15 protein-coding genes and 1 pseudogene are annotated in these 19,790 nt (G+C 70.8%); 10 read left to right on the top strand and 6 right to left on the bottom strand.

Annotated features, from left to right (window positions below; all coding sequences use genetic code 11):
• Positions 1–23 precede the first annotated feature (23 nt).
• From ABZT93_RS10455 to ABZT93_RS10445, 3 genes are read left to right on the top strand one after another with little or no spacing between them, the layout of a single operon-like run.
• The gene (locus tag ABZT93_RS10455) at positions 24–1,037 is read left to right on the top strand and encodes an iron-containing redox enzyme family protein (RefSeq protein WP_356101786.1); all 1,014 of its coding nucleotides are present in this window, start codon (positions 24–26) and stop codon (positions 1,035–1,037) included.
• The gene (locus ABZT93_RS10450) at positions 1,038–1,724 is read left to right on the top strand and encodes a HemK2/MTQ2 family protein methyltransferase (RefSeq protein WP_356101782.1); all 687 of its coding nucleotides are present in this window, start codon (positions 1,038–1,040) and stop codon (positions 1,722–1,724) included.
• Entirely contained in the window at positions 1,705–1,914 is a 210-nt protein-coding gene (locus ABZT93_RS10445) for a CDGSH iron-sulfur domain-containing protein (protein ID WP_356101780.1), read from the top strand. The genes ABZT93_RS10450 and ABZT93_RS10445 overlap by 20 nt, the downstream gene beginning before the upstream one ends.
• 159 nt (positions 1,915–2,073) lie before the next feature.
• Here ABZT93_RS10445 and ABZT93_RS10440 read toward each other — a convergent pair whose 3' ends face one another.
• The gene (locus ABZT93_RS10440; protein ID WP_356101777.1) at positions 2,074–2,505 is read right to left on the bottom strand and encodes a protease inhibitor; all 432 of its coding nucleotides are present in this window, start codon (positions 2,503–2,505) and stop codon (positions 2,074–2,076) included.
• A gap of 321 nt (positions 2,506–2,826) precedes the next feature.
• Here ABZT93_RS10440 and ABZT93_RS10435 point away from each other — a divergent pair, with 321 nt between their 5' ends.
• From ABZT93_RS10435 to ABZT93_RS10425, 3 genes are read left to right on the top strand one after another with little or no spacing between them, the layout of a single operon-like run.
• Positions 2,827–3,390 (top strand): hypothetical protein, encoded by a 564-nt coding sequence (locus tag ABZT93_RS10435; RefSeq protein ID WP_356101776.1) that lies wholly within the window; start codon positions 2,827–2,829, stop codon positions 3,388–3,390.
• Between the two features lie 51 nt (positions 3,391–3,441).
• Positions 3,442–4,137 carry an alpha/beta fold hydrolase gene (locus tag ABZT93_RS10430; RefSeq protein ID WP_356101773.1) on the top strand — a complete coding sequence of 232 codons (696 nt, stop codon included), beginning with the start codon at positions 3,442–3,444 and terminating at the stop codon, positions 4,135–4,137.
• 58 nt (positions 4,138–4,195) lie between these two features.
• Positions 4,196–5,365, top strand: coding sequence for a lactate 2-monooxygenase (locus ABZT93_RS10425; RefSeq protein ID WP_356101771.1), 1,170 nt, complete (start codon positions 4,196–4,198; stop codon positions 5,363–5,365).
• 71 nt (positions 5,366–5,436) lie between these two features.
• Here the strand turns inward: ABZT93_RS10425 and ABZT93_RS10420 are convergent, their stop codons facing one another.
• The 3 genes from ABZT93_RS10420 to ABZT93_RS10410 form a co-directional block, all read right to left on the bottom strand.
• Positions 5,437–7,053, bottom strand: a complete 1,617-nt coding sequence (locus ABZT93_RS10420; RefSeq protein WP_356101768.1) for an RICIN domain-containing protein — start codon at positions 7,051–7,053, stop codon at positions 5,437–5,439.
• Positions 7,054–7,610: 557 nt separating this feature from the next.
• Complete coding sequence (locus ABZT93_RS10415) at positions 7,611–7,988, bottom strand: hypothetical protein (RefSeq protein ID WP_007386606.1); 378 nt, start codon at positions 7,986–7,988, stop codon at positions 7,611–7,613.
• A gap of 3 nt (positions 7,989–7,991) precedes the next feature.
• The gene (locus ABZT93_RS10410; protein ID WP_007386605.1) at positions 7,992–8,237 is read right to left on the bottom strand and encodes a hypothetical protein; all 246 of its coding nucleotides are present in this window, start codon (positions 8,235–8,237) and stop codon (positions 7,992–7,994) included.
• Positions 8,238–8,388: 151 nt separating this feature from the next.
• Here ABZT93_RS10410 and ABZT93_RS10405 point away from each other — a divergent pair, with 151 nt between their 5' ends.
• The 3 genes from ABZT93_RS10405 (at position 8,389) to ABZT93_RS10395 (ending at position 11,656) form a co-directional block, all read left to right on the top strand.
• Positions 8,389–9,111 (top strand): 2OG-Fe(II) oxygenase, encoded by a 723-nt coding sequence (locus tag ABZT93_RS10405; protein ID WP_356101765.1) that lies wholly within the window; start codon positions 8,389–8,391, stop codon positions 9,109–9,111.
• Between the two features lie 92 nt (positions 9,112–9,203).
• Positions 9,204–10,130, top strand: coding sequence for an RNA polymerase sigma factor SigJ (gene sigJ / locus ABZT93_RS10400; RefSeq protein ID WP_356101763.1), 927 nt, complete (start codon positions 9,204–9,206; stop codon positions 10,128–10,130).
• A complete protein-coding gene (locus ABZT93_RS10395) occupies positions 10,127–11,656 on the top strand; it encodes a cytochrome bc complex cytochrome b subunit (protein ID WP_356101760.1) in 1,530 nt (509 codons plus the stop codon). Before sigJ ends, ABZT93_RS10395 begins: the two co-directional genes overlap by 4 nt.
• Here the strand turns inward: ABZT93_RS10395 and ABZT93_RS10390 are convergent.
• Both ABZT93_RS10390 and ABZT93_RS10385 read right to left on the bottom strand, forming a co-directional pair.
• A complete protein-coding gene (locus tag ABZT93_RS10390; protein ID WP_356101758.1) occupies positions 11,601–13,844 on the bottom strand; it encodes a glycoside hydrolase family 9 protein in 2,244 nt (747 codons plus the stop codon). The two genes, ABZT93_RS10395 and ABZT93_RS10390, sit on opposite strands and share 56 nt — an antisense overlap.
• Before the next feature lie 144 nt (positions 13,845–13,988).
• Positions 13,989–17,080: pseudogene (locus tag ABZT93_RS10385) on the bottom strand (glycoside hydrolase family 2 TIM barrel-domain containing protein).
• 268 nt (positions 17,081–17,348) lie between these two features.
• On the opposite strand from ABZT93_RS10385, the gene ABZT93_RS10380 reads away from it, so the two are divergent.
• The gene (locus ABZT93_RS10380; RefSeq protein WP_356101755.1) at positions 17,349–19,730 is read left to right on the top strand and encodes a SpoIIE family protein phosphatase; all 2,382 of its coding nucleotides are present in this window, start codon (positions 17,349–17,351) and stop codon (positions 19,728–19,730) included.
• Positions 19,731–19,790: the final 60 nt, after the last annotated feature.

The following is a 19,790-nucleotide window of genomic DNA, read 5'->3' as shown; positions in this document are numbered from 1 at the left end:
CGCCGCCTGGGTACCCAGGGGCCATGGCTCAGGACCCACTCGAACCACAGCTGCCGCCGGCCCGGGGCCCGGTCTCCGCCGCAGTGCAGGAGTATCTGCTCGGCGCCGGACCACTGCCGTCCCACGAGGCCGTCGCGAGGGCGGACGTGTACGGCGACGACCTCCAGCTGGCTCTCTACATCTGTTACGAACTGCACTACCGCGGTTTCGCGGGCGTCTCCTCGGACCACGAGTGGGACCCGGACCTGCTGCGCACCAGGGCGGCGCTGGAGCATCGCTTCCTGTCCGCCCTGCGCACGGACACCCCGGTCCACGACAGTGTCGAGGACGCACTCGCCGGGCTCCTCGTGGAGCCGGTCGACGGCACCGGAGTCAGCCATTTCCTGAGCAAGGAGGGCGAACTGTGGCAGGTGCGTGAGTACGCGGCCCAGCGCTCGCTCTACCACCTCAAGGAGGCCGACCCGCACGCGTGGGTGCTGCCGCGGCTGTGGGGCAGGGCCAAGGCGGGCATGGCGGCGGTGGAGTTCGACGAGTTCGGCGGCGGCCGCGCCGACCGGGTCCACGCCCTCCTCTTCGCGAACCTGATGAGCGACCTGGGTCTGGACACGACCTACGGGCACTACCTGGACGCGGCCTGCGCGGAGATGCTCGCGACGGTGAACCTCATGTCCCTGCTGGGCCTGCACCGAAGCCTGCGCGGAGCTCTCGTGGGCCACTTCGCGGCGGTCGAGATCACCTCCTCCCCCGGCTCCCGGCGACTCGCCGAGGCGATGCGCCGCACCGGCGCGGGACCGGCCGCCGAGCACTTCTACGACGAGCACGTCGAGGCGGACGCCGTACACGAACAGGTCGTACGCCATGAGGTGATCGGTGGTCTGCTGGCCGAGGAACCGCACCTCGCCGCGGATGTCGCCTTCGGTCTCGACGTCACCGGACATGTCGAGGACCGGCTCGCCGAGCGCCTGTTGCGCGACTGGGCGGCCGGACGCTCGTCCCTGCGCGCACCCCTGCTTTCCGAAATCCACCATATTTCCTGAATGTCGGGGTACTTGAGCACGGTGAGATCACTGATTCCCCCACTGGCCCTCCCCGGTGTCTACAGACCCCAGGAGGACACCGCACTGCTGGCCGGAGCCCTGTCCGAAGAACCGCTGCCGCCGGGCGCGGACGTCCTGGACGTGGGGACCGGGACCGGCGCCCTCGCGCTCCAGGCAGCGCGCCGGGGCAGCCGGGTGACCGCTGTCGACGTGTCGTGGCGGGCGGTGTGCACGGTCCGGGCGAACGCCTGGCTGACCGGCACGTCGGTCCGGGTCCGGCGCGGAAACCTCTTCCAACCCGTGCGGGACCAGTCGTTCGACCTCATCCTGACCAATCCGCCCTATGTGCCGGCGCCGACGGCCGCTCCGCCGCCGCGGGGCAGGGCACGGGCCTGGGACGCGGGCCACGACGGGCGCTTCGTGCTGGACCGCGTCTGTCGGGAGGCACCCGCACTGCTGCGCCCCGGCGGCGTACTGCTGATCGTGCACTCCGAACTGAGCGACTCCGGACGCACGGTCGGGCATCTGCGCGAGGCCGGTCTCAAAGCCGCCGTGACCCGCCGTCACCGCATCGCGTTCGGACCGGTGCTGCATACCCGGAAGCACTGGCTGCGTCAGCGCGGTCTGCTCTCCGCAGGCGACGAGAAGGAAGAGCTGGTGGTCGTCCGTGCCGAACTCCCCCTCTGACTCCGGCCGGCCGTGCCGCATCCAGGTCCAGCACCGCGGCCCCCTGCTCGTGGAGGGGCCCGTGGAAGTGGAGCTGGAGGACGGCACCACGGTCACTTCCGACCGCTTCCGGGTGGCCCTGTGCACCTGTCGGCGCAGCCGTCGCTATCCGTGGTGCGACACCAGCCACCGGGAGCGGACCCGTTCATAGACCGGTGTTCCCGGACAAGCGGTGACCCGAAGGTCCGGCGGACGGCCCCACTCCGTCCGCCGGCCCTCGGTGCGGGATCACGGGGTTCCGTGAGAGGGGCGGCACTCCCCAACTGCGGGCCCCTCGGGCAGGTCACGGGCACCACGCGACCCCGGTCTCTCAGAACGCGAAGACGCTCGACCCGTAGGAGCTCTTCACGCACTCGTTGGCGAAGGTGCGCTCGTAGGAGACCCGCTTGCCCCGCCAGACTCCGTCGATCGTGACCACCACGGGGTGGTACTCCCTGGTGCACTGGACGTCGGATCCGGCCCCCAGCGCGTCGAAGTCCCCTTGGGTGGCGCGCAGTTCGGCACAGGCCTGGGCCGCGGCCGGATGGGTGCCCGAGGAGGTCGGGGCACAGGTGAGGGTCACGGCACGTTCCGGGGTGACGGCGTCGGCGCTCTCGCCGTGGCCGACGGTGAGCACGAGGGCCGACGGGGCGTAGAGGCCCGAGACGGCGGCCGGTTCGGCGAGGGCGGCCCCGGTGAGGGGTCCGCAGACGGCGGTGGCCGTGAGGCCGAGGGTCGCTGCCCAGCGCGCGGTGTTCCGCATTGTGTGCATCCTTCCGCTGGTTCGAGGGTGTGCCCTCCGGCTCGGTCGGTGCCGGAGCGGCGAGCGCGAGTCTGCCGAGTCCTGGCCCGAACTTCACATCGACCCCACAGGTTTCAGTAACCTTGCGTGTTGAATCAGTGGCTCGAAGTCACATCATCCGAACAGTCGAGCCCCTCAACCGCGCGGTTCTTGATCGCCCGATCCGGCCGGATGGCCTGATTACCCCGCCTCGGCAATAGGCCTGAAACATTCCGCTTCAGCTGTCGGCGCACCTCGTCCGGACCCCTTGCGTTCATGAAGCGATGGAGTAATCGTCATTACATGATTACCGACGAACAGCGAGAGAAGCTTCGGGGCTGGTTCACCGGCCGCTTGCCCGACGACCTCTTCGAGGCCCTGGTCGACGTGGTCGTCGACCGCGAGGAGATCACCGTGATCGGCCGCATCCCCGGTCCCCGGCTCACCGAGGACGTCTCGGCAGCGGAGCGGGAGGCGGCCGTGCAGGGCCGCATCCAGGAGTTCCGGGAGCGCACCCGGGAGGATCGCGTCGAGGTCGCCCGCGAGGCCGAGCACAAGTTCCGCCGCAAGGTGTCCTGGGGCGTGGAGTGCGACGGCGAACGTGCCCTGTTCACACACGTGGCCGCTCCCGTCATGACCCGGCTGCGTCAGCCCGAGCGCCAGGTCCTGGACACCCTGATCGCCGGCGGGGTCGCTCGCAGCCGCAGCGACGCGCTCGCCTGGTGCGTCCGGCTGGTCCAGCGGCACACCGACGACTGGCTCGCCGAGCTGCGGGAGTCCCTGGAGCACGTCCAGCGGGTACGGGAGCGGGGGCCGGACTCCGAGGAGACGGCCGACTCCTCCAGCGGGGACCCGGAGGACGGATGAAACGATCACCGGGCCCGAGGTGCTGTCACTGACGTCGGCTACGTTGCGGGCATGACTCACTTCGTACTGGTGGCAGGAGCGCGGCTCGGGGCGTCGGCGTGGGACGAGGTCGCGGCCGAACTCCGCGCAGCCGGGCACCAGCCCCATCCGCTGACACTGTCCGGGCTCGCGGAGAGGCGTGGCGTCCCGGCGGGACAGCAGACCCATGTACGGGACATCGTCGACGAGGTCGAGCGCCTGGACCTGGGCGAGGTGGTGCTGGTCGGGCACAGCTACGCGGGTATCCCCGTGGGGCAGGCGGCCGAGCGGATCGGTGACCGGCTCGCGCGGGTGGTGTTCGTGGACTCCAGCGTGCCCGTCGACGGGGAGTCGTTCCTGTCGGGCTGGCCGAGCGACCATGTCCGCAAGGAGATCGCGGAGAACGACGGCTTCTGGCCGCCGGTGGGCGCCGACCACTACGCCGATCAGGGGCTGACGGACGAGCAGACAACGCGGATCATCGACCGCTCGTCCCCCCACCCGGGCGCGACGCTCACCGAACCCGCCGTCCTCACCCGTCCCCTGGGCGAGCTCCCGGCGACCTACATCAAGTGCCTCCTCGACGACGAGGAGCCCATGCCCGTCGTGGCCGAGTTGCTGAAGAGCGAGTGCTGGGAGCTGGTCGAGATGGACACCGGCCACTGGCCGATGTTCTCCCAGCCGGTCGAACTGGCCCGCGTCCTCGCCGAGGTGGGCGCCACCTCCTGACCGGAGCCAGCCCCCGGATATCGTCGGCGCACCCGACGACGAGAGGCGGCTGCGACGGATGGCCAAGCACTGGGCGGACTTCCAGTACGAGATCTATCTGAGCGGGATGTCGGGCACGGTGCCCCGGCTGCCCACCGACCTGACCCGGCTGGAGGAGCTCACCGAGCAGCGCCTCGGTCCGGGCCCGGTGGGCTATGTGGCGGGCAGTGCGGGCGACGGCAGTACGGCGCGGGCGAACCGGGCGGCACTGAAGCGGCGCCGGATCGTCCCGCGCATGCTGCGGGACGTCCACCAACGCGACCTGTCCGTAGAGGTGTTGGGGCGTTCCCTGCCCGCCCCGCTGGCCCTCGCACCGGTCGGCGTCCTGTCGATCATGCACCCGGACGCGGAACCGGCGGCGGCCCGGGCAGCGGCGGCACAGGGCGTGCCGTACATCCTGTCGTCCGCCTCCAGCACGCCGATGGAGCAGGTCGCCGAGGCGATGGGGGACGCCGAGCGCTGGTTCCAGCTGTACTGGCCCAAGGACCCGCAGGTGGCCCTGAGTTTCCTGAACCGGGCCAAGGCCGCCGGGTTCACGGCCCTGGTCGTCACCCTGGACACCCCGCTGCTGTCCTGGCGGCCCCGCGATCTCGACCAGGCGTTTCTGCCGTTCCTGCACGGCGTGGGCACCGCCAACTACTTCTCCGACCCGGCCTTCCAGGCAGGCCTGGCCAAGCCGGTGCACGAGGACCCGAACGCGGCCGTGCTGCATTTCGTCGGCATGTTCGCGGACCCCGCCAAGACCTGGCCCGACCTCGCTCTGCTGCGGGCGAACTGGGACGGGCCGATCGTCCTCAAGGGCGTCATGCACCCGGACGACGCCCGCCTGGCCGCCGATGCCGGGATGGACGGTGTCGTGGTCTCCAACCACGGTGGCCGTCAGGTGGCCGGGGCCGTCGCGGCGGCCGACGCGCTGCCGCGGGTGGTGGAGGCGGTCGGGGACCGGCTGACCGTGCTCTTCGACAGCGGTGTCCGCACCGGCGACGACGTGTTCAAGGCCCTCGCGCTCGGTGCCCGCGCGGTGCTCCTCGGACGGCCGTACGTGTACGGCCTGGGCCTGGACGGGCAGGCGGGCGTCGAGCACGTGATCCGCTGTCTGCTCGCGGAGTTGGACCTCACGCTCGCCCTCTCGGGACATGCGAGCCCGGCCACGGTCGGCCCCGACGATCTCGTGGAGGACCGTACCTGAGGGGAGGCCTCCGCGAAGGGAGGGCCTCCCCTGCCGTCGACGGACCCCGCGAGGGTCCGCTCCAGGGACTCCTAGACCCGGTCCGCGAGATCGGCGGGCCGGGCCTGCGGCGCCTCGCTCCCGGTGACCGACAGCGAGCCGGCACTGGCGCCGGCGGCCGCGTCGGTCAGCCACCGCTGCTGGTCCGTGCGGTCGCGGACCTTGACGACGACATCGGCGCCCGGGTCCTCGCTGGTGGGGGCGAGGGCGAGCTGTTCGTCCCAGCGGGGCAGTAACTCCCCCTGCACGGTGAGGTCGTAGCGCACGTCCTCGGCCCGCTTCGCCCTCTCGCCGGCGCAGGTGCCGAGGATGACCACGCCCGCGTCCACGTGCGAGTCCAGGCACAGCTCGGGGTCCGCCTCGCTGCGCAGCAGGCCGTCCTCCTCGTACGACCACTGCTGGGTCCGCTCGGTCGAGCAGGCCGTGAGTTCGGTGCCCGCGCCCGCCTTGACCGTGCCCCGGATGTCGAGGCAGAGGTCGGCGGCGGCGTTGCGCAGCCGGGTCACCGCGGGTGCGGTGGGCAGTTGGGCGGTGCCCGGCGTCCGGGTGCCGGCGCCCGGGGCCGTGCCGGCGCCGGTGGCGCTGGTGGAGGCGGCCGGGTCGGCGCCGCCGTCGTGCGACCATAGGCCGGCGGCGAGCATGGCCGCGAGGAGGCCGGCTGAGGTGAGGCCGACTCCGGTGAGCAGGGTCCGTGAGGACCGCAGGCCGCCGCCCTCGCCGGGAGCGCGGCGGCCGGGAGCCGGGATGCGCGCGAGGATCCGGCGGCGTGCCGCGCCGTGCCGGCCGGCACCCCGGCTGCGGGGCGCGGTCCGGGGCGTACGCCCGGCGCGCAGTTCGAGGTAGCGGCCGGCCCCCCAGCCCAACACCGACTCGGCGATCAGTATGCCCAAGCCGCCCTCGAAATGGCTCAGTTGTTCCGCGGCGGAACGGCAGTAGCGGCACTCCGCGACATGCTGCTGGACATCCGGCAGCAGGGCTCCGCCCCGGCGAATGGGAACGTCGAGGAGACGGTTGTAGAAGCGGCAATCCTTCGTCGGCGCGAGTTCCCGATGGGCATGTACACATCCCTCGCGGAATTTTTCACGCGCCTGTTCGAGGGCGGCCGACGCCGTGTCGGTAGCCATCCCGAGGAGTGCGGCGGGCACGGCTATCGACTCCGCCTCCACCTCGGTGTGCCACAGCAGGCAGCGGGCGAGTCCGGGAAGGGACTGGAATGACCGTTCGGCGAGCTTGCGATTTTCGGGGGTCATGGACTTCGCGGCCCGCATACCTCGGCCGCCGTTCGGTTTCACCAGATCCGGCAGAACACCGGTCGTCCGGTCCTCGGCCGTCCATTCCTTGACCGTGTCCCGCACGGCCACGAGGGTTCTGGGGCGCAACGCGAGGGCCGGTTCGCCGAGTGCGAGCCGGTCCAGGACCTGGTGAAAAGCGGCCGCGGCCACCATGGACGCGGTCTCGGACGGGGAGGCGAGGCAGATGACGGCGTAATCGTGCGCCGGCTTCCAGTGACGCGCCATGAGCAGCGCGATCGCCTGGGCGGCCTCGCTGTCAGGACGGCCCCTGAGCCGGGCGGCGAGATCCTCGTCGGATTCTCCGGAGGCACCGCCGGGTGGCGGGTAGGGAGGGAGCGGTGGGTGGGGGGTTGGCACTGAGCGGGTTTCCTTCCCACGGACATGGGACTCACAGAAGTTCTCCCGCCGAAAAGGAGTGCCGAAGGGGCATCCCTTTGGGCGCGGGCGTGGGAAGCACGAATTCGCCGACGCCCCTCCGCCCCGGTTCCCCACGGGACGAATGCAACCCGGCCCTTGCCCCCCACACAGGTGGTTCACCCTTGCACAAGTCACTCACGGCCAACAAGGCGCCTGGGCAACATCTGCGTCAATTGAAAGATAGTCAGAGCGGTTCGCAACTGCGTGCTCTCGCACCAGTTTTCGACATTCCGTGCGCCCCGTGTGAAACCCGCGCACGCGCCGGAGCGCCGCGCACGCTCCCCCCGCACGGGTCACCGGGAGTCCACTGGATACGGCCCTTCTCGGAGGCCCCGCGCGGGATGGCGGCTCTCCCGCGCGAAACCCCGGCCGCCGACCCCGTTCCTCCCGCCCTCGGTCGGCGGCCCCGGGGGCGAGGTGGTCGGCGTCCGGCCCGAGGTGGTCGGCGTCCGGCCCGAGCACCCGGGTCCGGCCGCGGCTCGGCTGACCGTGCGGCCTCAGATCTGCCAGGAGCGCAGCCGGTCCGCCGCGCCGTACACGTCGGTCTTGCCTGAGATCAGGTCGCGGGCGAGGTCGACGAGGGCGCCGTACGGCGGGTCGATGCCGACGCCGCTGACGAACATGTAGGCCACGGCGGTGGCGCAGGCGAAGCGGGCGTTGGCCGAGGGTAAGGGCTTGAGCAGGGCCAGGGTGTGCAGCAGGGCGGCGGCGCGCCAGGCCGGGTCGGAGTCGACGCCGAGGCGGGGCGGGTCGACGCGGTGCCGGGCGACGGCGGCGACGAGGGCCGAGAAGTCGTTGATCGTGGGCTGGTCGGGCAGGACCTCTTCGTGCCGCTGGAGCAGCCAGGGCACGTCGATGTGGACCACGGAAGCCATCGGTCAGCCGACCCGCCCCGCACCCTTGGCGGCCGGTTCGTCCTCGGGAAAGGCGGCGGCGAACTCGTCCGCGTGGGCGGAGAAGAACCGCCGGAACGCTTCCGCGCCTTCCTGCAGGGCCCGGTGCCGGGCGATGTCGGCCGCTGCGGCCTCCCGCACGAGGGCCTTCATCGACGTACCGCGCTCTTTGGCGATCTGCCGCAGGTCCTCTAGCTCGCGATCGCTGAACTCCACGTTGAGAGCTGGCATGCCCTCACGGTACCGCGCGGGTACTCAACCGTAAATAAGCCCAGGTCAAACTGGTTGCCAAGCGGTACCGGACAGGTACGAGCACGGTGTCCGATTCCCGCCGGACGGGCGGTGGCCGCCGTCCCACACTCGAAGGTGAGGAGGAAACGACATGGCAGTCACCCCCGGCCTGGCCGCCGCCCGGGTCGCCGAAACCGACTGGGCCGCCCTCGGCGCCGAGTTGGACCTGTACGGCTGCGCGCCGACGGCACCCCTGCTGACGCCGGCCGAGTGCCGGGACCTGACGCGGCTGTGGGACAAGCCGGAGCTGTTCCGGACCACCGTGAACATGGCACGCCACCGCTTCGGATCGGGCGAGTACGGCTACTTCACCCACGACCTGCCCGCCCCGGTCGCCGCCCTGCGCGCCGCGCTCTATCCCCGCCTGCTGCCCGTCGCCCGCGACTGGGCGGCCCGTCTCGGTCGCCCGGCCCCCTGGCCGGACTCCCTGGAGGAGTGGCTGGAGCGCTGCCACGCGGCCGGCCAGGACCGCTCGGCGCAGATCCTGCTGCGCTACGGCGAGGGCGACTGGAACGCGCTGCACCGGGACGTGTTCGGCGACCTCGTCTTCCCGCTCCAGGTGGTGGTCGGCCTCGACGAGTACGGCGCCGACTACACCGGCGGCGAGTTCCTGATGGTCGAGCAGCGGCCCCGCGCCCAGTCCCGGGGTACGGCGACCGTCCTCCCCCGGGGCCGCGGTGTGGTCTTCACGACCCGCGAACGGCCGGTGCGCACGAAGCGCGGGTGGTCCGCCGGGGCGATGCGGCACGGGGTGAGCGTCGTGCGCTCCGGCCGGCGGCACGCGCTGGGGATCGTCTTCCACGACGCGTCCTAGATGAGGCGTGGGTCACATTCCCACGCTGGATGTCACATTCCGGAGCCGCGGGACCTCGCAGTAGTGAGCGCGCTACTGGGAGGCCACGCGAGATGTCCGAGATCCCCGTTCCCGACGCCGAGGCGGCGACCGGTGTCTTCGTCGAGCACCGGGAGCTGTTGTTCGGCGTCGTCTACAACATGCTGGGCAGCGTCGCCGACACCGAGGACGTGCTCCAGGACACCTGGCTGTCATGGTCCCGCCGGGGCGCCGCCGGGATCGACAACCCCCGTGCCTATCTGGTCCGGATCGCCGTCAACCACGCGCTCCAGAGACGGGCCGTGGTCAATCGCCGCCGCGAGACGTACGTCGGCCCGTGGCTGCCCGAGCCCCTGGTCGCCGACGAGGACGGCGCCGACGATCCCGCGCTGCGCACCGAGTCCGTGTCGCTCGCGATGCTGGTGGTCCTGGAGTCGCTGTCCCCGCTGGAACGCGCGGTGTTCGTGCTGCACGAGGTGTTCGGGTACGCCCACACCGAGATCGCGGAGATCCTGGACCGCACTCCCGCTGCCGTACGGCAGGTGGCGCACCGCGCACGGGCCCATGTGCACGCCCGGCGTCCGCTGTACGAGGCGCATCCCCGGGTCCGCCGGGAGGCGACGGAACGTTTCGTGCGGGCCGCCCTCGGCGGGGACATCGCCGAGCTGATGGAGATCCTCGCACCGGACGTGACGGTGTGGACGGACGGCGGCGGCAACCGCAAACCCTCGGCACTGCGCCCGGTGCACGGCCGCGACAAGGCCGTACGGCTGCTCACCGGTTACGCGCGGCGGGGCGCGCGGCAGGGCGGGGCGCAGGCGCCCGGTCTGGAGCTGCGCTACCGCCGGGTCAACGGCGACGACGCGGCCGTGCTGTTCCAGGACGACGCGCCGTACGCGGTGATCGTCCTGGACCTCACCCCGGAGGGCGACCGGGTCTCGGCCCTGTTCGTCGTCTCCAATCCCGACAAGCTCACGCATGTGCAGAAGGAGGAGGCGTGACCGCCACGGAACGCCCGGCGCGGCCGGGGAAGGGCGAGCGGCTGTCCGGCTGGCTCGACGGACGGCTCGGCACCCGCACACTGGGCGCGAAGTACCTGCGCAAGGTCTTCCCGGACCACTGGTCCTTCCTGCTCGGCGAGATCTGCCTGTACAGCTTCGTCGTGCTGATCCTGACCGGGGTGTGGCTCACCCTGTTCTTCCATCCGTCGATGAACGAGGTGACGTACCACGGCAGTTACACGCCGCTAAACGGCGTGCGCATGTCGGAGGCGTACGCCTCGACACTGGACATCAGCTTCGACGTGCGCGGCGGACTGCTGATCCGGCAACTGCACCACTGGTCGGCGCTGATCTTCGTCGCCGCCATGCTCACGCACATGATGCGGCACTTCTTCACGGGCTCGTTCCGCAAGCCGCGCGAGGTCAACTGGCTGTTCGGCTGGGCCCTGTTGTTCCTGGGCCTCTTCGAGGGTCTGTTCGGCTACTCGCTGCCGGACGACCTGCTGTCCGGCACCGGCCTGAGGTTCGTCTACGGCGCCACCTTGTCGGTGCCCGTCGTGGGGACGTATCTCGCGCTCTTCCTGTTCGGCGGCGAGTTCCCGGGGCACGACATCGTGGCCCGCTTCTACTCGCTGCACATCCTGGTGATCCCCGGCATCATGGCCGCCCTCGTGGTGGCCCACCTGATCCTGGTCGTGTACCACAAGCACACCCAGTTCGCGGGCCCCGGAAAGACCGAACGCAACGTGGTCGGGACACCGTTCTTCCCGGTGTACCTGGCGAAGGCGGGCGGCTTCTTCTTCCTGGTGTTCGGGGCGCTCACACTCATCGCGGCCGTGGCGAGCATCAACCCGGTCTGGTCGTACGGCCCTTACCGCGCCGATCAGGTCTCCACGGGCGCCCAGCCGGACTGGTACCTGGGATTCGCGGAAGGCCTGGTGCGGGTGATGCCTGGCTGGGAGGTGAACCTGTGGGGACACACACTGATCCTGGGGGTCCTGATCCCGGTCGTGATCTTCCCGCTCCTCCTGGTCTTCATCGGGGTCTATCCGTTCCTGGAAGCCCGGTTCACCAAGGACAGGAGCGAGCACCACCTCCTGGACCGCCCGCGCAACCGTCCCCTCCGTACGGCGATCGGCGCGTCCTGGATCAGCCTGTACCTGATCCTGCTGGCGGGCGGCGGCAACGACATCGTGGCGACCCGGCTCCATCTGTCGATCAACACGGTGACCTGGGCCGTGCGGATCGGGATGTTCGCGGTCCCGGCGCTCGTCTTCGTCGTCACCCGGCGGATCTGCCTGGGCCTTCAACTCCGGGACCGCGAACTGGTGTTGCACGGCCGGGAGACCGGTGTGATCAAGCGGCTGCCGCACGGTGAGTACGTCGAGGTGCACCAGCCGCTCGATCAGGCCCGGCTCCACACGCTCACCGCGCACGAACGGCCCGGTGAGCTGGTGGAGCATGCTCAGGTCAGCCTTGATCCGCCACGAAGGACGCCATCCGGGTCAGAGCGGAGTTCCAGTTGATCGTGTGCTCGTTGGTCGACCAGGACTGGATGTCGTCGATGTAGCAGAACTGGCCGACGCAGCCTTGGAGTTTGCTCTGTGCGTAGGGGTCCTGGATGCCCGAGTTCGCCCCGCCCGCCAGGGTGCCCTTCGGCGGGTTGGGCATGTTCGGGTCGAGCTGGTGGGCGTACCAACGGGCGTGCTGGTTGTGGGAGTTGACCTCGCCGTAGCCGGTCACGTACGAGATGTTCAGCGCGTTGCGCCCGAAGATGTAGTCGATGCCCTGGAGGGCGCCGTCACGGTACTTCGATGCGCCCGTGATGTCGTAGGCGGTGGCGATGACGATCCCGTTGTGCAGGATCTGATGGTTGGAGCCCCAGTCGTAGAGGTTGCCTTCCGGGGCGTACGGCATGCCGTACGGGTGGGCGTTCAGTGTGGCCAGGTAGCGGTCGGCGCCCTTGACGACGGACTGCCGCACCTTGTCACGGCCGGGGAGCTTGCTCGGCACGGTCGCCAGGTCCAGCCGGGCCGCCGCGGCCGTGCGGGCCCAGTCGTAGCCGACGGGGGTGAAGATGTCGGCGGTGTGCACGGGTGAGGCGAGCACGTGGTCCTGGAAGGCCTTCTCCCCCGTGGTGAGGTAGAGCTCGGCCGCCGCCCAGTAGAACTCGTCGGTGACGTTGTTGTCGGCGTAGGTGCCGCCTCCGGTGCCGTCGCTCTCCGAGGCGTACAGGTCGGGATGGGCGAGTGCCGCGGCCCAGGCCTTGCGGGCGGCCGCCAGGGCCGTCGCCGCGAACGCCCTGTCGTACGGCTTGTACAGGCGGGCGGCCTGTGCGGCGGTAGCGGCTAGGTTCAGGGTCGCCGCGGTGGACGGCGGGTGCAGTTCACGCTTCTGCGGGTCGTCGCTCGGCAGGAGCGGCAGACCGGTCCACTGCTCGTCGTGGATCTTGTGGTGGGCCATCCCGGCCAGCGGCTGCCCGTCCGGCACCTGCATCTTCAGCAGGAACTCCAGCTCCCAGCGGGCCTCGTCAAGGATGTCGGGCACCTTGTTGCCGCTCTCGGGGATGGCGAGGGTGCCGTCGCCGAGCTTGGCGGGCTGTCCGGTGCGGGCCAGCAGTTCGCGTTCGTAGGTGCTCAGCACCTCCCAGGTGGAGATGCCGCCGTTGACGACGTACTTGCCGTGGTCGCCGGCGTCGTACCAGCCGCCGGAGACGTCGAGGGTGTAGTCGCACACGCCGGGCTGGCAGGGCACTCTCTTGTCGCCCTGGTTGGGGGCCACGTCGACGTGTCCGGCGGCGCGGCCGTAGCCCGGGCGCAGGTCCTCGCGGATCGCGATGCCGCTGCGCTGCGTGTAGTAGTACTTCGCCGCGTCGAGGCGGAGCTGTTCGTAGGCGCTCGTGCCGATGTCGAAGGGGCGGCTGGTCTCGCCGTCGGCGACCAGGGTGAGGCCCGTGCCGCGCTTCTTGTAGGCGCCGAAGTCGATGGAGTGGACGTTCTGCCCGGAGGAGGCGTCGGTGCCGCGCGGCAGGGTCCAGCCGTGGGCGACGACGGCACCGGAGGCGCTCTTCAGCTGCCAGGGCAGTTTCGTGACGGCGTCGGTGACCAAGGTGGCGTTCTTCGGCCCGGCGGGCAGATAGGCGACTTGGTTGACCCGCACGCGCGGTCCGGTGTCGGGCTCGTACACCTCGGGCGGGACCCCGCCCAGCAGGGAGGCGTTGTCCATGCAGAAGTGGAACGGGTCGGCGCTGCCGCCGAGCTGGAAGCCGACCTGGCCCTGTGCGGTGTCGACGGGCGAGGTGAAGGTGTAGGAGTAGGAGTCGCCGGAGACGTTCAGCTGCGGGCTCACCTCGAAGTAGGTGTCGTAGGGCGCCACTTGCAGCCCCACGATCGCCCGCACGACGTGCCCTTCGGGCGAACCCTTCGCGGTGAAGGAGAACTTGTACGACTGGCCCTTCACCAGGGTGACGTCGTTCTGGCCGACGGCGGCGTCCCAGCGGTTGGCGGTGCCGCCCGGCACGTCCGCGCAGAGCTGTCCGTCGGACAGGCCCGCGGTGACGTTGCTGGTCGTCCACCAGGGCTCGGTGGTGGTGTCGAAGGTGCCGTTCTTGAGCTGCTCGACCTCGTCGGCCGTGGCCGGGGAGGCCGGCGAGGCCACAAGTGCCGCTCCCAGCAGGGCGGTCAGGGTCAACAGGGCGGTTCTGCGTCTGTTCACGTCCGAGCTCCTCGGGGAGAGGTACGGGCGCCCACCATGGGAGCGCTCCCAGTCGACGGTCGCAGGCCATGCTTGTTGCAGGCATGACACCCCGTCAACGGTCCGGACGGGACTGATTTCCCGTCCGGACCGCCGGTGACCGGATCAGCTCCCCGGCACCTCCAGCCTGCCGATGCGCACCGCACCCCGGGTCTCGCCCGGATACGCGCTGGTCAGCGTGAGCCGGAGCCGGGAGCCGCGAACGGCGTCGAAGGTGATCACCGTCGGCTCGTCGGAGGCGCCGGCCCAGGCGACGGAGGCGCCCTCGACCGGCACGTACCGCGTCCCGTCCCATACCGCGGCCTCGACGGAGGCGGGCAGGCTGTGGGTCGCGCTCAGGGTGAAGGAGATCTCCGCCCGGTCGAAGGTCCTGGTCCGTCCGTAGTCCACCGAGACCCAGTCCTCGACCCGCGCGCCGCTGAATGCGGGCAGCAGGGCGGTGGCGGCCTTGCTGAAGGCGTTGGACCAGCCGGTGGCGGGGTCGCCGTCGAGCATCGCGGCCGGGAGGGTGTCCGGGCGGCCGGAGTAACTGGCGTCCGCCACGGGGTAGTTCGGCGGGGCCGGGTGATCGGAGGTGAAGGCGGCCGGCTCGGTGAGGGCGGCCGAGCGGGACGGGATGGTGCGCACCTTCGCGGTCCCCGCGCGCACCCCCTCCGCGCTCGCCGTCACCTTCAGGACTCCCGGCTCGGTACCGGCCCGCACGATCGCGAGGGCCTTGCCGTGGAAGGCGGTCCGGGTGCCGGCCTGGTAGCGCTCGGCGCTCTCCTGGCGGCCGTTGTCGAGCCCTGCGAGTGAGCCACCGGTGACCGCGAAGGAGATCAGGTGCTCGGCATCGGGCACGATCACCCCATGGGCGTCGACGACGTCCGCGGTGACGAAGAGCAGTGAACGGCCGTCCGCGGCGAGCGACGCGCGGTCGGCGGTGAGGCGTACCGCGTGGGGGCGGCCGGCCGTACGCAGGACGTCGGTGGCCACGCTCTTGCCGTTCCTCCTCGCCACCGCCTTCAACGTGCCCGGCGTGTACGGCACTTTCCACGTCAGATGGAGCTTGCCCGCGCTGCCGTTCGGGCTGGTGTAGCTGCCGGGGTAGGGGCCGTCGGTGAAGGTCTTGTCGTCGCCGGTGGCTTCCGTGGTCTCCAGGTAGGTTCGGCCGTCGGTGGTCCTCTTGGTGTCGAAGGTCCGGACGCCGAGGGACTCGCCGTTGAGGAACAGCTCGACCTCGGGGACGTTGGAGTAAGCCCACACCTCGACCGTGTCGCCCTTCTCGTGGTTCCAGGTCATGGGAACGAGATGGACCATCGGTTCGTCGGCCCACTGGCTGCGGAAGAGGTGGTACATGTCCTTCGGGAAGCCGGCCGTGTCGACCGCGCCGAAGAAGGACGCCTTCACCGGGAAGACGTCGTACGGCGTGGGCTCCCCGATGTAGTCGATGCCCGACCAGAGGAACTGCCCGGTGAACCACTTGCGGTCCCGGTCCTTCTTGTGGCCGTACTCATCGTCCAGGAGGCGAGGTTGTTGTCGTACGACGAGGTCTCCCGCCTGCCGGGGGTGTGGTTCTCGCCGGTGTTGAGGTGCTCGGGCTCCTGGTAGGCGCCGCGCGTCGAGGTCTCCGAGGAGGACTCGGACTCGAAGAGGAACAGGTGCGGGTAGGCGGCGTGCAGTTGGTCCACCGACTTGGCCGTGTTGTAGTTCAGGCCGAGGCCGTCCAGCTTGGCCAGCATCAGGTCGGCCGCCGACCCCTTGGCGGGCAGGCGGCGGTACTTGTCGGAGCCGATGATCAGCGGGCGCGTGTCGTCCACGGCCTTGATCGCGGTGATGATGCGGTCGGCCATGGCGAGTCCGGCGGTGGATGTGGAGTCGGGTATCTCGTTGCCGATCGACCACATCAGCACCGCGGGCGAGTTGCGGGCCGCGAGGACCATCTCGGTCGCGTCCCGCTCGCACCACTCGTCGAAGAAACGGCCGTAGTCGTAGCGGGTCTTGGGGCTCTTCCAGCAGTCGAAGGCCTCCACCAGCATCACGATGCCCAGTTCCTCGCAGACCTGGATCATCTCCGGGGAGGGTGGGTTGTGGGAGGTGCGGAAGGCGTTGACGCCCATCGACTTCATGATGGTCATCTGTCTGCGGATCGCGTCGACGCTGACGGCCGCGCCCAGAGCGCCCAGATCGTGGTGGAGGTCGACGCCCTTGATCTTGTGATACGTGCCGTTGAGGTGGAAGCCCTCGTCGGGGTCGAAGCGGAAGGTGCGGAAGCCGAAGGAGGTGCTGTACGTGTCCGTCGTGGTGCGGCCGACCCGCAGTTCGGTCCGCACGGTGTAGCGGTGGTGCGGTGTCCCGAAGTCCCACAACTTCGGCTCGGGCACCGTCAGTTCATGGGTCTCGGTGGTCCGGTCGGTGACGGCGGCCGTGGAGGACGTACGGGCGACCGAACGGCCGCGGGGATCGACGATCCGGGTGACGATCTCGACGTCGGTACCGGTACCGGAGGCGTTCACCACGGACGTCGCCACCCGGACCAGGCCCCGCTTCCCGGTGACCTCCGGCGTCGTGACGCGGGTGCCCCGGCGTTCCACGTGCACCGGATCGGTGACGACCAGGCGTGCCTCGCGGTAGATGCCGCTGCCGGAGTACCAGCGGCTGCTGGGGAGCTGGTTCTGCACCCTGACCGCGATGACGTTCTCGGTGGTGCCGTCGGTGTGGAGCAGGTCGGTCAGGTCGAGGGCGAAGCCGGTGTAACCGTAGGGGTGGCGGCCGACCTCGGTGCCGTTGCAGTAGACGTACGAGTCCATGTAGACGCCGTCGAACTCCACCGAGATCCGCCGGCCGGCGAGAGCGGCCGGCAGGGTGAAGGCGAGGCGGTACCAGCCCAGGCCGCCGGGGAAGAAGCCGGTGCCGCTGGTGGTGCCGTTCTGTGTCGTCGGGGCGAGTTCGATGCTCCAATCGTGCGGGGCAGCGATCTCACGCCACCCGGAGTCGTCGTAACCAGGGGCGGCGGCGTCCGTGTACTCCCCCGTGGGGTCGGTGATCCCGCCCGGGTTGACCAGCGCGAAACGCCAGCCGTCGCGCAGCGCGACGGTGCGGCGGCCGGGAGCGCTCCCAGCAGACTCGGCCGCACCCGCCGCGGGCGTGGCCAGGAGCATGCCCGCGGCCGGTGCGGCCGTGGAAGCGAGCAAAACCGATCTGCGTGTGACCGTCATGGCGGCTCTCCCTCATCCGGGCCCAGAGGTACTCACAACTGATCGTGAACAACCACAATCTGACGGTGAGCCACTTGTGGTCGTCAAGGGTGCGGTGAGCCGCTTGTGACCCGGGCGACGCCGCGGCCGGATTTGCCTCTTGACAGCGGACCGGTCACGGGCAGGGCGTGCACCGGGGTTCGCCGTTCGCGTGCGAGCGCGACGCACTAGGCTTGGAACCCAAGTGACCTGTTTGTTCACTGAGAGTGCGCGCAATGGAGTGGCGACGATGACCCTCGTGTACCCGTTCGACGACGCGGCGACGGCTCGGGCTGTCGTCGGTGAGGACGGCACGCTGGTCGCGTGGAACGCCGGTGCGCAGCGGCTGCTCGGCTGGGCGCCCGCCGAGGTCGTGGGCAGACCGGCGATGAACCTCCTCGTCAGCGAGGGCGAGGAGGTACCCGACGGGCCGGTGAGCGCCCGCTGGGACGGCACCCTCACCTTGTGCCACCGCGACGGCACGGCCGTTTCGGCCTGGCTGCTCGCCCACCACCAGCACTCGGCGGACGGTGGCCCGGGGCACTGGCTCGTGGTGACCCCCCTCGACCCCGACGGCCCCCACTCCCCCGACGACCCGCTGAGCACGGCCGCCCTGACCCAGTCGCCCTGCGCTGTCGCCGTCTACGACGAACAGCTGCGGCTGCGCCGGATCAACGACGCCATGGCCGAGGTGATCGGACTGCCCGAGAAGCGCATCCAGGGGCTGAGACTGTCCGAGATCGGCGGCAAGCGGCAGAGCGAGGAGTTGGAGGAGCACCTGCTGCACGTGCTCACCACCGGCCACGCCAAGGACGTGCAGACCTACATGCGGACCGGCGGCGAGGACAGCGCGCACGCCTGGCTGGCCCGGATGGCACCGGTCACCGACCCGGCGGGCCGGGTGCGCGGCGTGTGCCTGGCCGCCCACGACTTCACCGACCACTTCCTCGCCCGGGAGCGGCTTCAGCTGGTCAACGAGGCGAGCGTGCGCATCGGCAGCACCCTCGACGTGACGCGCACGGCGCAGGAACTGGCCGACGTGTGCATTCCGGCACTCGCCGACTTCGTCAGCATCGACCTGCTGGACCCGCAGGAGAACGGCGAGCCACCGGCGAGGATCGCCGCACCGGTCGAGCTGCGCCGCGCCGCCCACCAGTCGGTGGAGCCGGGCAATCCGCTGGCGGTGGTCAAGCCGGGGCACTCGGAGGTGTATCCCGCCACCTCACCGCAGGCCGACTCGCTGACGGCGGCCCGCACCATCGTCGCCACGGTCGCCTCCGGACACCTGGACCAGTGGCTCAACTGGAACAGGACACGCGCCGAGCGGGTCAAGGAGTACGGCGTCCACTCCACGATGTCCGTGCCCATCCAGGCCCGCGGCCAGACCCTCGGGGTCGCGGTCCTCACCCGGTACCGCCGGCCGGACCCCTTCACCCCGGACGACATGCTGCTGGCCGAGGAGATCACCGCGCGCGCCGGGATCTGCATCGACAACGCCCGCCGCTTCTCCCGCGAGCGCGAGACCGCCCTCGCCCTCCAGCGCAGTCTGCTGCCCCGCTCCCTGCCGCGCACGGCCGCCGTGGAGGCGGCCTCCCGCTATCTCCCGGCCGCGCGGGCCGGGGTGGGCGGCGACTGGTTCGACGTGATCCCGCTGTCGGGGATGCGGGTCGCGATGGTCGTCGGGGACGTGGTCGGGCACGGCATCCAGGCCTCGGCGACGATGGGCCGGCTGCGCACCGCCGTCCGCACCCTCGCCGACATCGACCTGGCCCCGGACGAACTGCTCACCCACCTCGACGACCTCGTCGTACGGCTGTCAGCGGAGGCCGGCGGTGAGGGCAGTCCCGGTGAGGTCGGGGCCACCTGTCTGTACGCGGTGTACGACCCGGTGTCGCGGCGCTGCACGCTGGCCCGGGCGGGGCATCCGGCGCCCGTGATGCTGACGCCGCGCGGGGAGGCACGCCAGGTGGACCTGCCCGCGGGGCCGCCGCTGGGCCTGGGCGGGCTGCCGTTCGAGTCCGCCGAGCTGGCGCTGCCCGAGGGGACCGTGCTGTCCCTGTTCACGGACGGACTGATCGAGTCCCGGGAGCGGGACGTGGACACCAGCCACGCGCTGCTGTGCGAGGCCCTGGCCGGGCCCGCCGACTCCCTGGAGGAGAGCTGCGACCGAGTGCTGCACGCGCTGCTCCCGCCCGGCGGTTCCACGGACGACGTGGCCCTGCTGCTGGCCCGCACCCTGGGGCTGCCCGCCTCCCAGGTGGCGACCTGGGACATCCCCGCCGACCCGGCGCTGGTGGCGCCCATCCGCAAGCAGGTCGTGGAGCAGCTCGCCCGCTGGGACCTGAGCGAGGCGTCGTTCACGGCCGAGCTGGTGACGAGCGAGCTGGTGACCAACGCCATCCGGTACGGCGCCCGCCCCATCCGGCTGCGTCTCATCCATGACGCGACCACGCTGATCTGCGAGGTCTCCGACACCAGCCACACCGCCCCGCATCTGCGGCGCGCCAAGACCTGGGACGAGGGCGGCCGGGGGCTGCTCCTGGTCGCGCAGCTCACCCAGCGCTGGGGCAGCCGGCACACGGCCGACGGCAAGACGATCTGGGCGGAGATCGGGCTCCTCGACCTGGAGTAGAGCCTCGCACCGGCTTGAAGTGAGCGAACCTTTCCGGGCCGTTCCGCATCGGAGCTTTGT

Source organism: Streptomyces sp. NPDC005303 (assembly GCF_040607335.1).
Classification (GTDB): domain Bacteria; phylum Actinomycetota; class Actinomycetes; order Streptomycetales; family Streptomycetaceae; genus Streptomyces.
Note: the sequence above shows the minus strand (reverse complement) of the source record. Positions and strands in the feature narration are given on the sequence as shown.

Excerpts from the sequence above, each read along its gene's own strand:
- ABZT93_RS10455 (WP_356101786.1), top strand. The coding sequence starts at position 24 with ATGGCTCAGGACCCACTCGAACCACAGCTGCCGCCGGCCCGGGGCCCG.
- ABZT93_RS10450 (WP_356101782.1), top strand. The coding sequence starts at position 1,038 with ATGTCGGGGTACTTGAGCACGGTGAGATCACTGATTCCCCCACTGGCC.
- ABZT93_RS10440 (WP_356101777.1), bottom strand. The coding sequence starts at position 2,505 with ATGCGGAACACCGCGCGCTGGGCAGCGACCCTCGGCCTCACGGCCACC.
- ABZT93_RS10435 (WP_356101776.1), top strand. The coding sequence starts at position 2,827 with ATGATTACCGACGAACAGCGAGAGAAGCTTCGGGGCTGGTTCACCGGC.
- ABZT93_RS10430 (WP_356101773.1), top strand. The coding sequence starts at position 3,442 with ATGACTCACTTCGTACTGGTGGCAGGAGCGCGGCTCGGGGCGTCGGCG.
- ABZT93_RS10425 (WP_356101771.1), top strand. The coding sequence starts at position 4,196 with ATGGCCAAGCACTGGGCGGACTTCCAGTACGAGATCTATCTGAGCGGG.
- ABZT93_RS10415 (WP_007386606.1), bottom strand. The coding sequence starts at position 7,988 with ATGGCTTCCGTGGTCCACATCGACGTGCCCTGGCTGCTCCAGCGGCAC.
- ABZT93_RS10410 (WP_007386605.1), bottom strand. The coding sequence starts at position 8,237 with ATGCCAGCTCTCAACGTGGAGTTCAGCGATCGCGAGCTAGAGGACCTG.
- ABZT93_RS10405 (WP_356101765.1), top strand. The coding sequence starts at position 8,389 with ATGGCAGTCACCCCCGGCCTGGCCGCCGCCCGGGTCGCCGAAACCGAC.
- sigJ (WP_356101763.1), top strand. The coding sequence starts at position 9,204 with ATGTCCGAGATCCCCGTTCCCGACGCCGAGGCGGCGACCGGTGTCTTC.
- ABZT93_RS10380 (WP_356101755.1), top strand. The coding sequence starts at position 17,349 with ATGACCCTCGTGTACCCGTTCGACGACGCGGCGACGGCTCGGGCTGTC.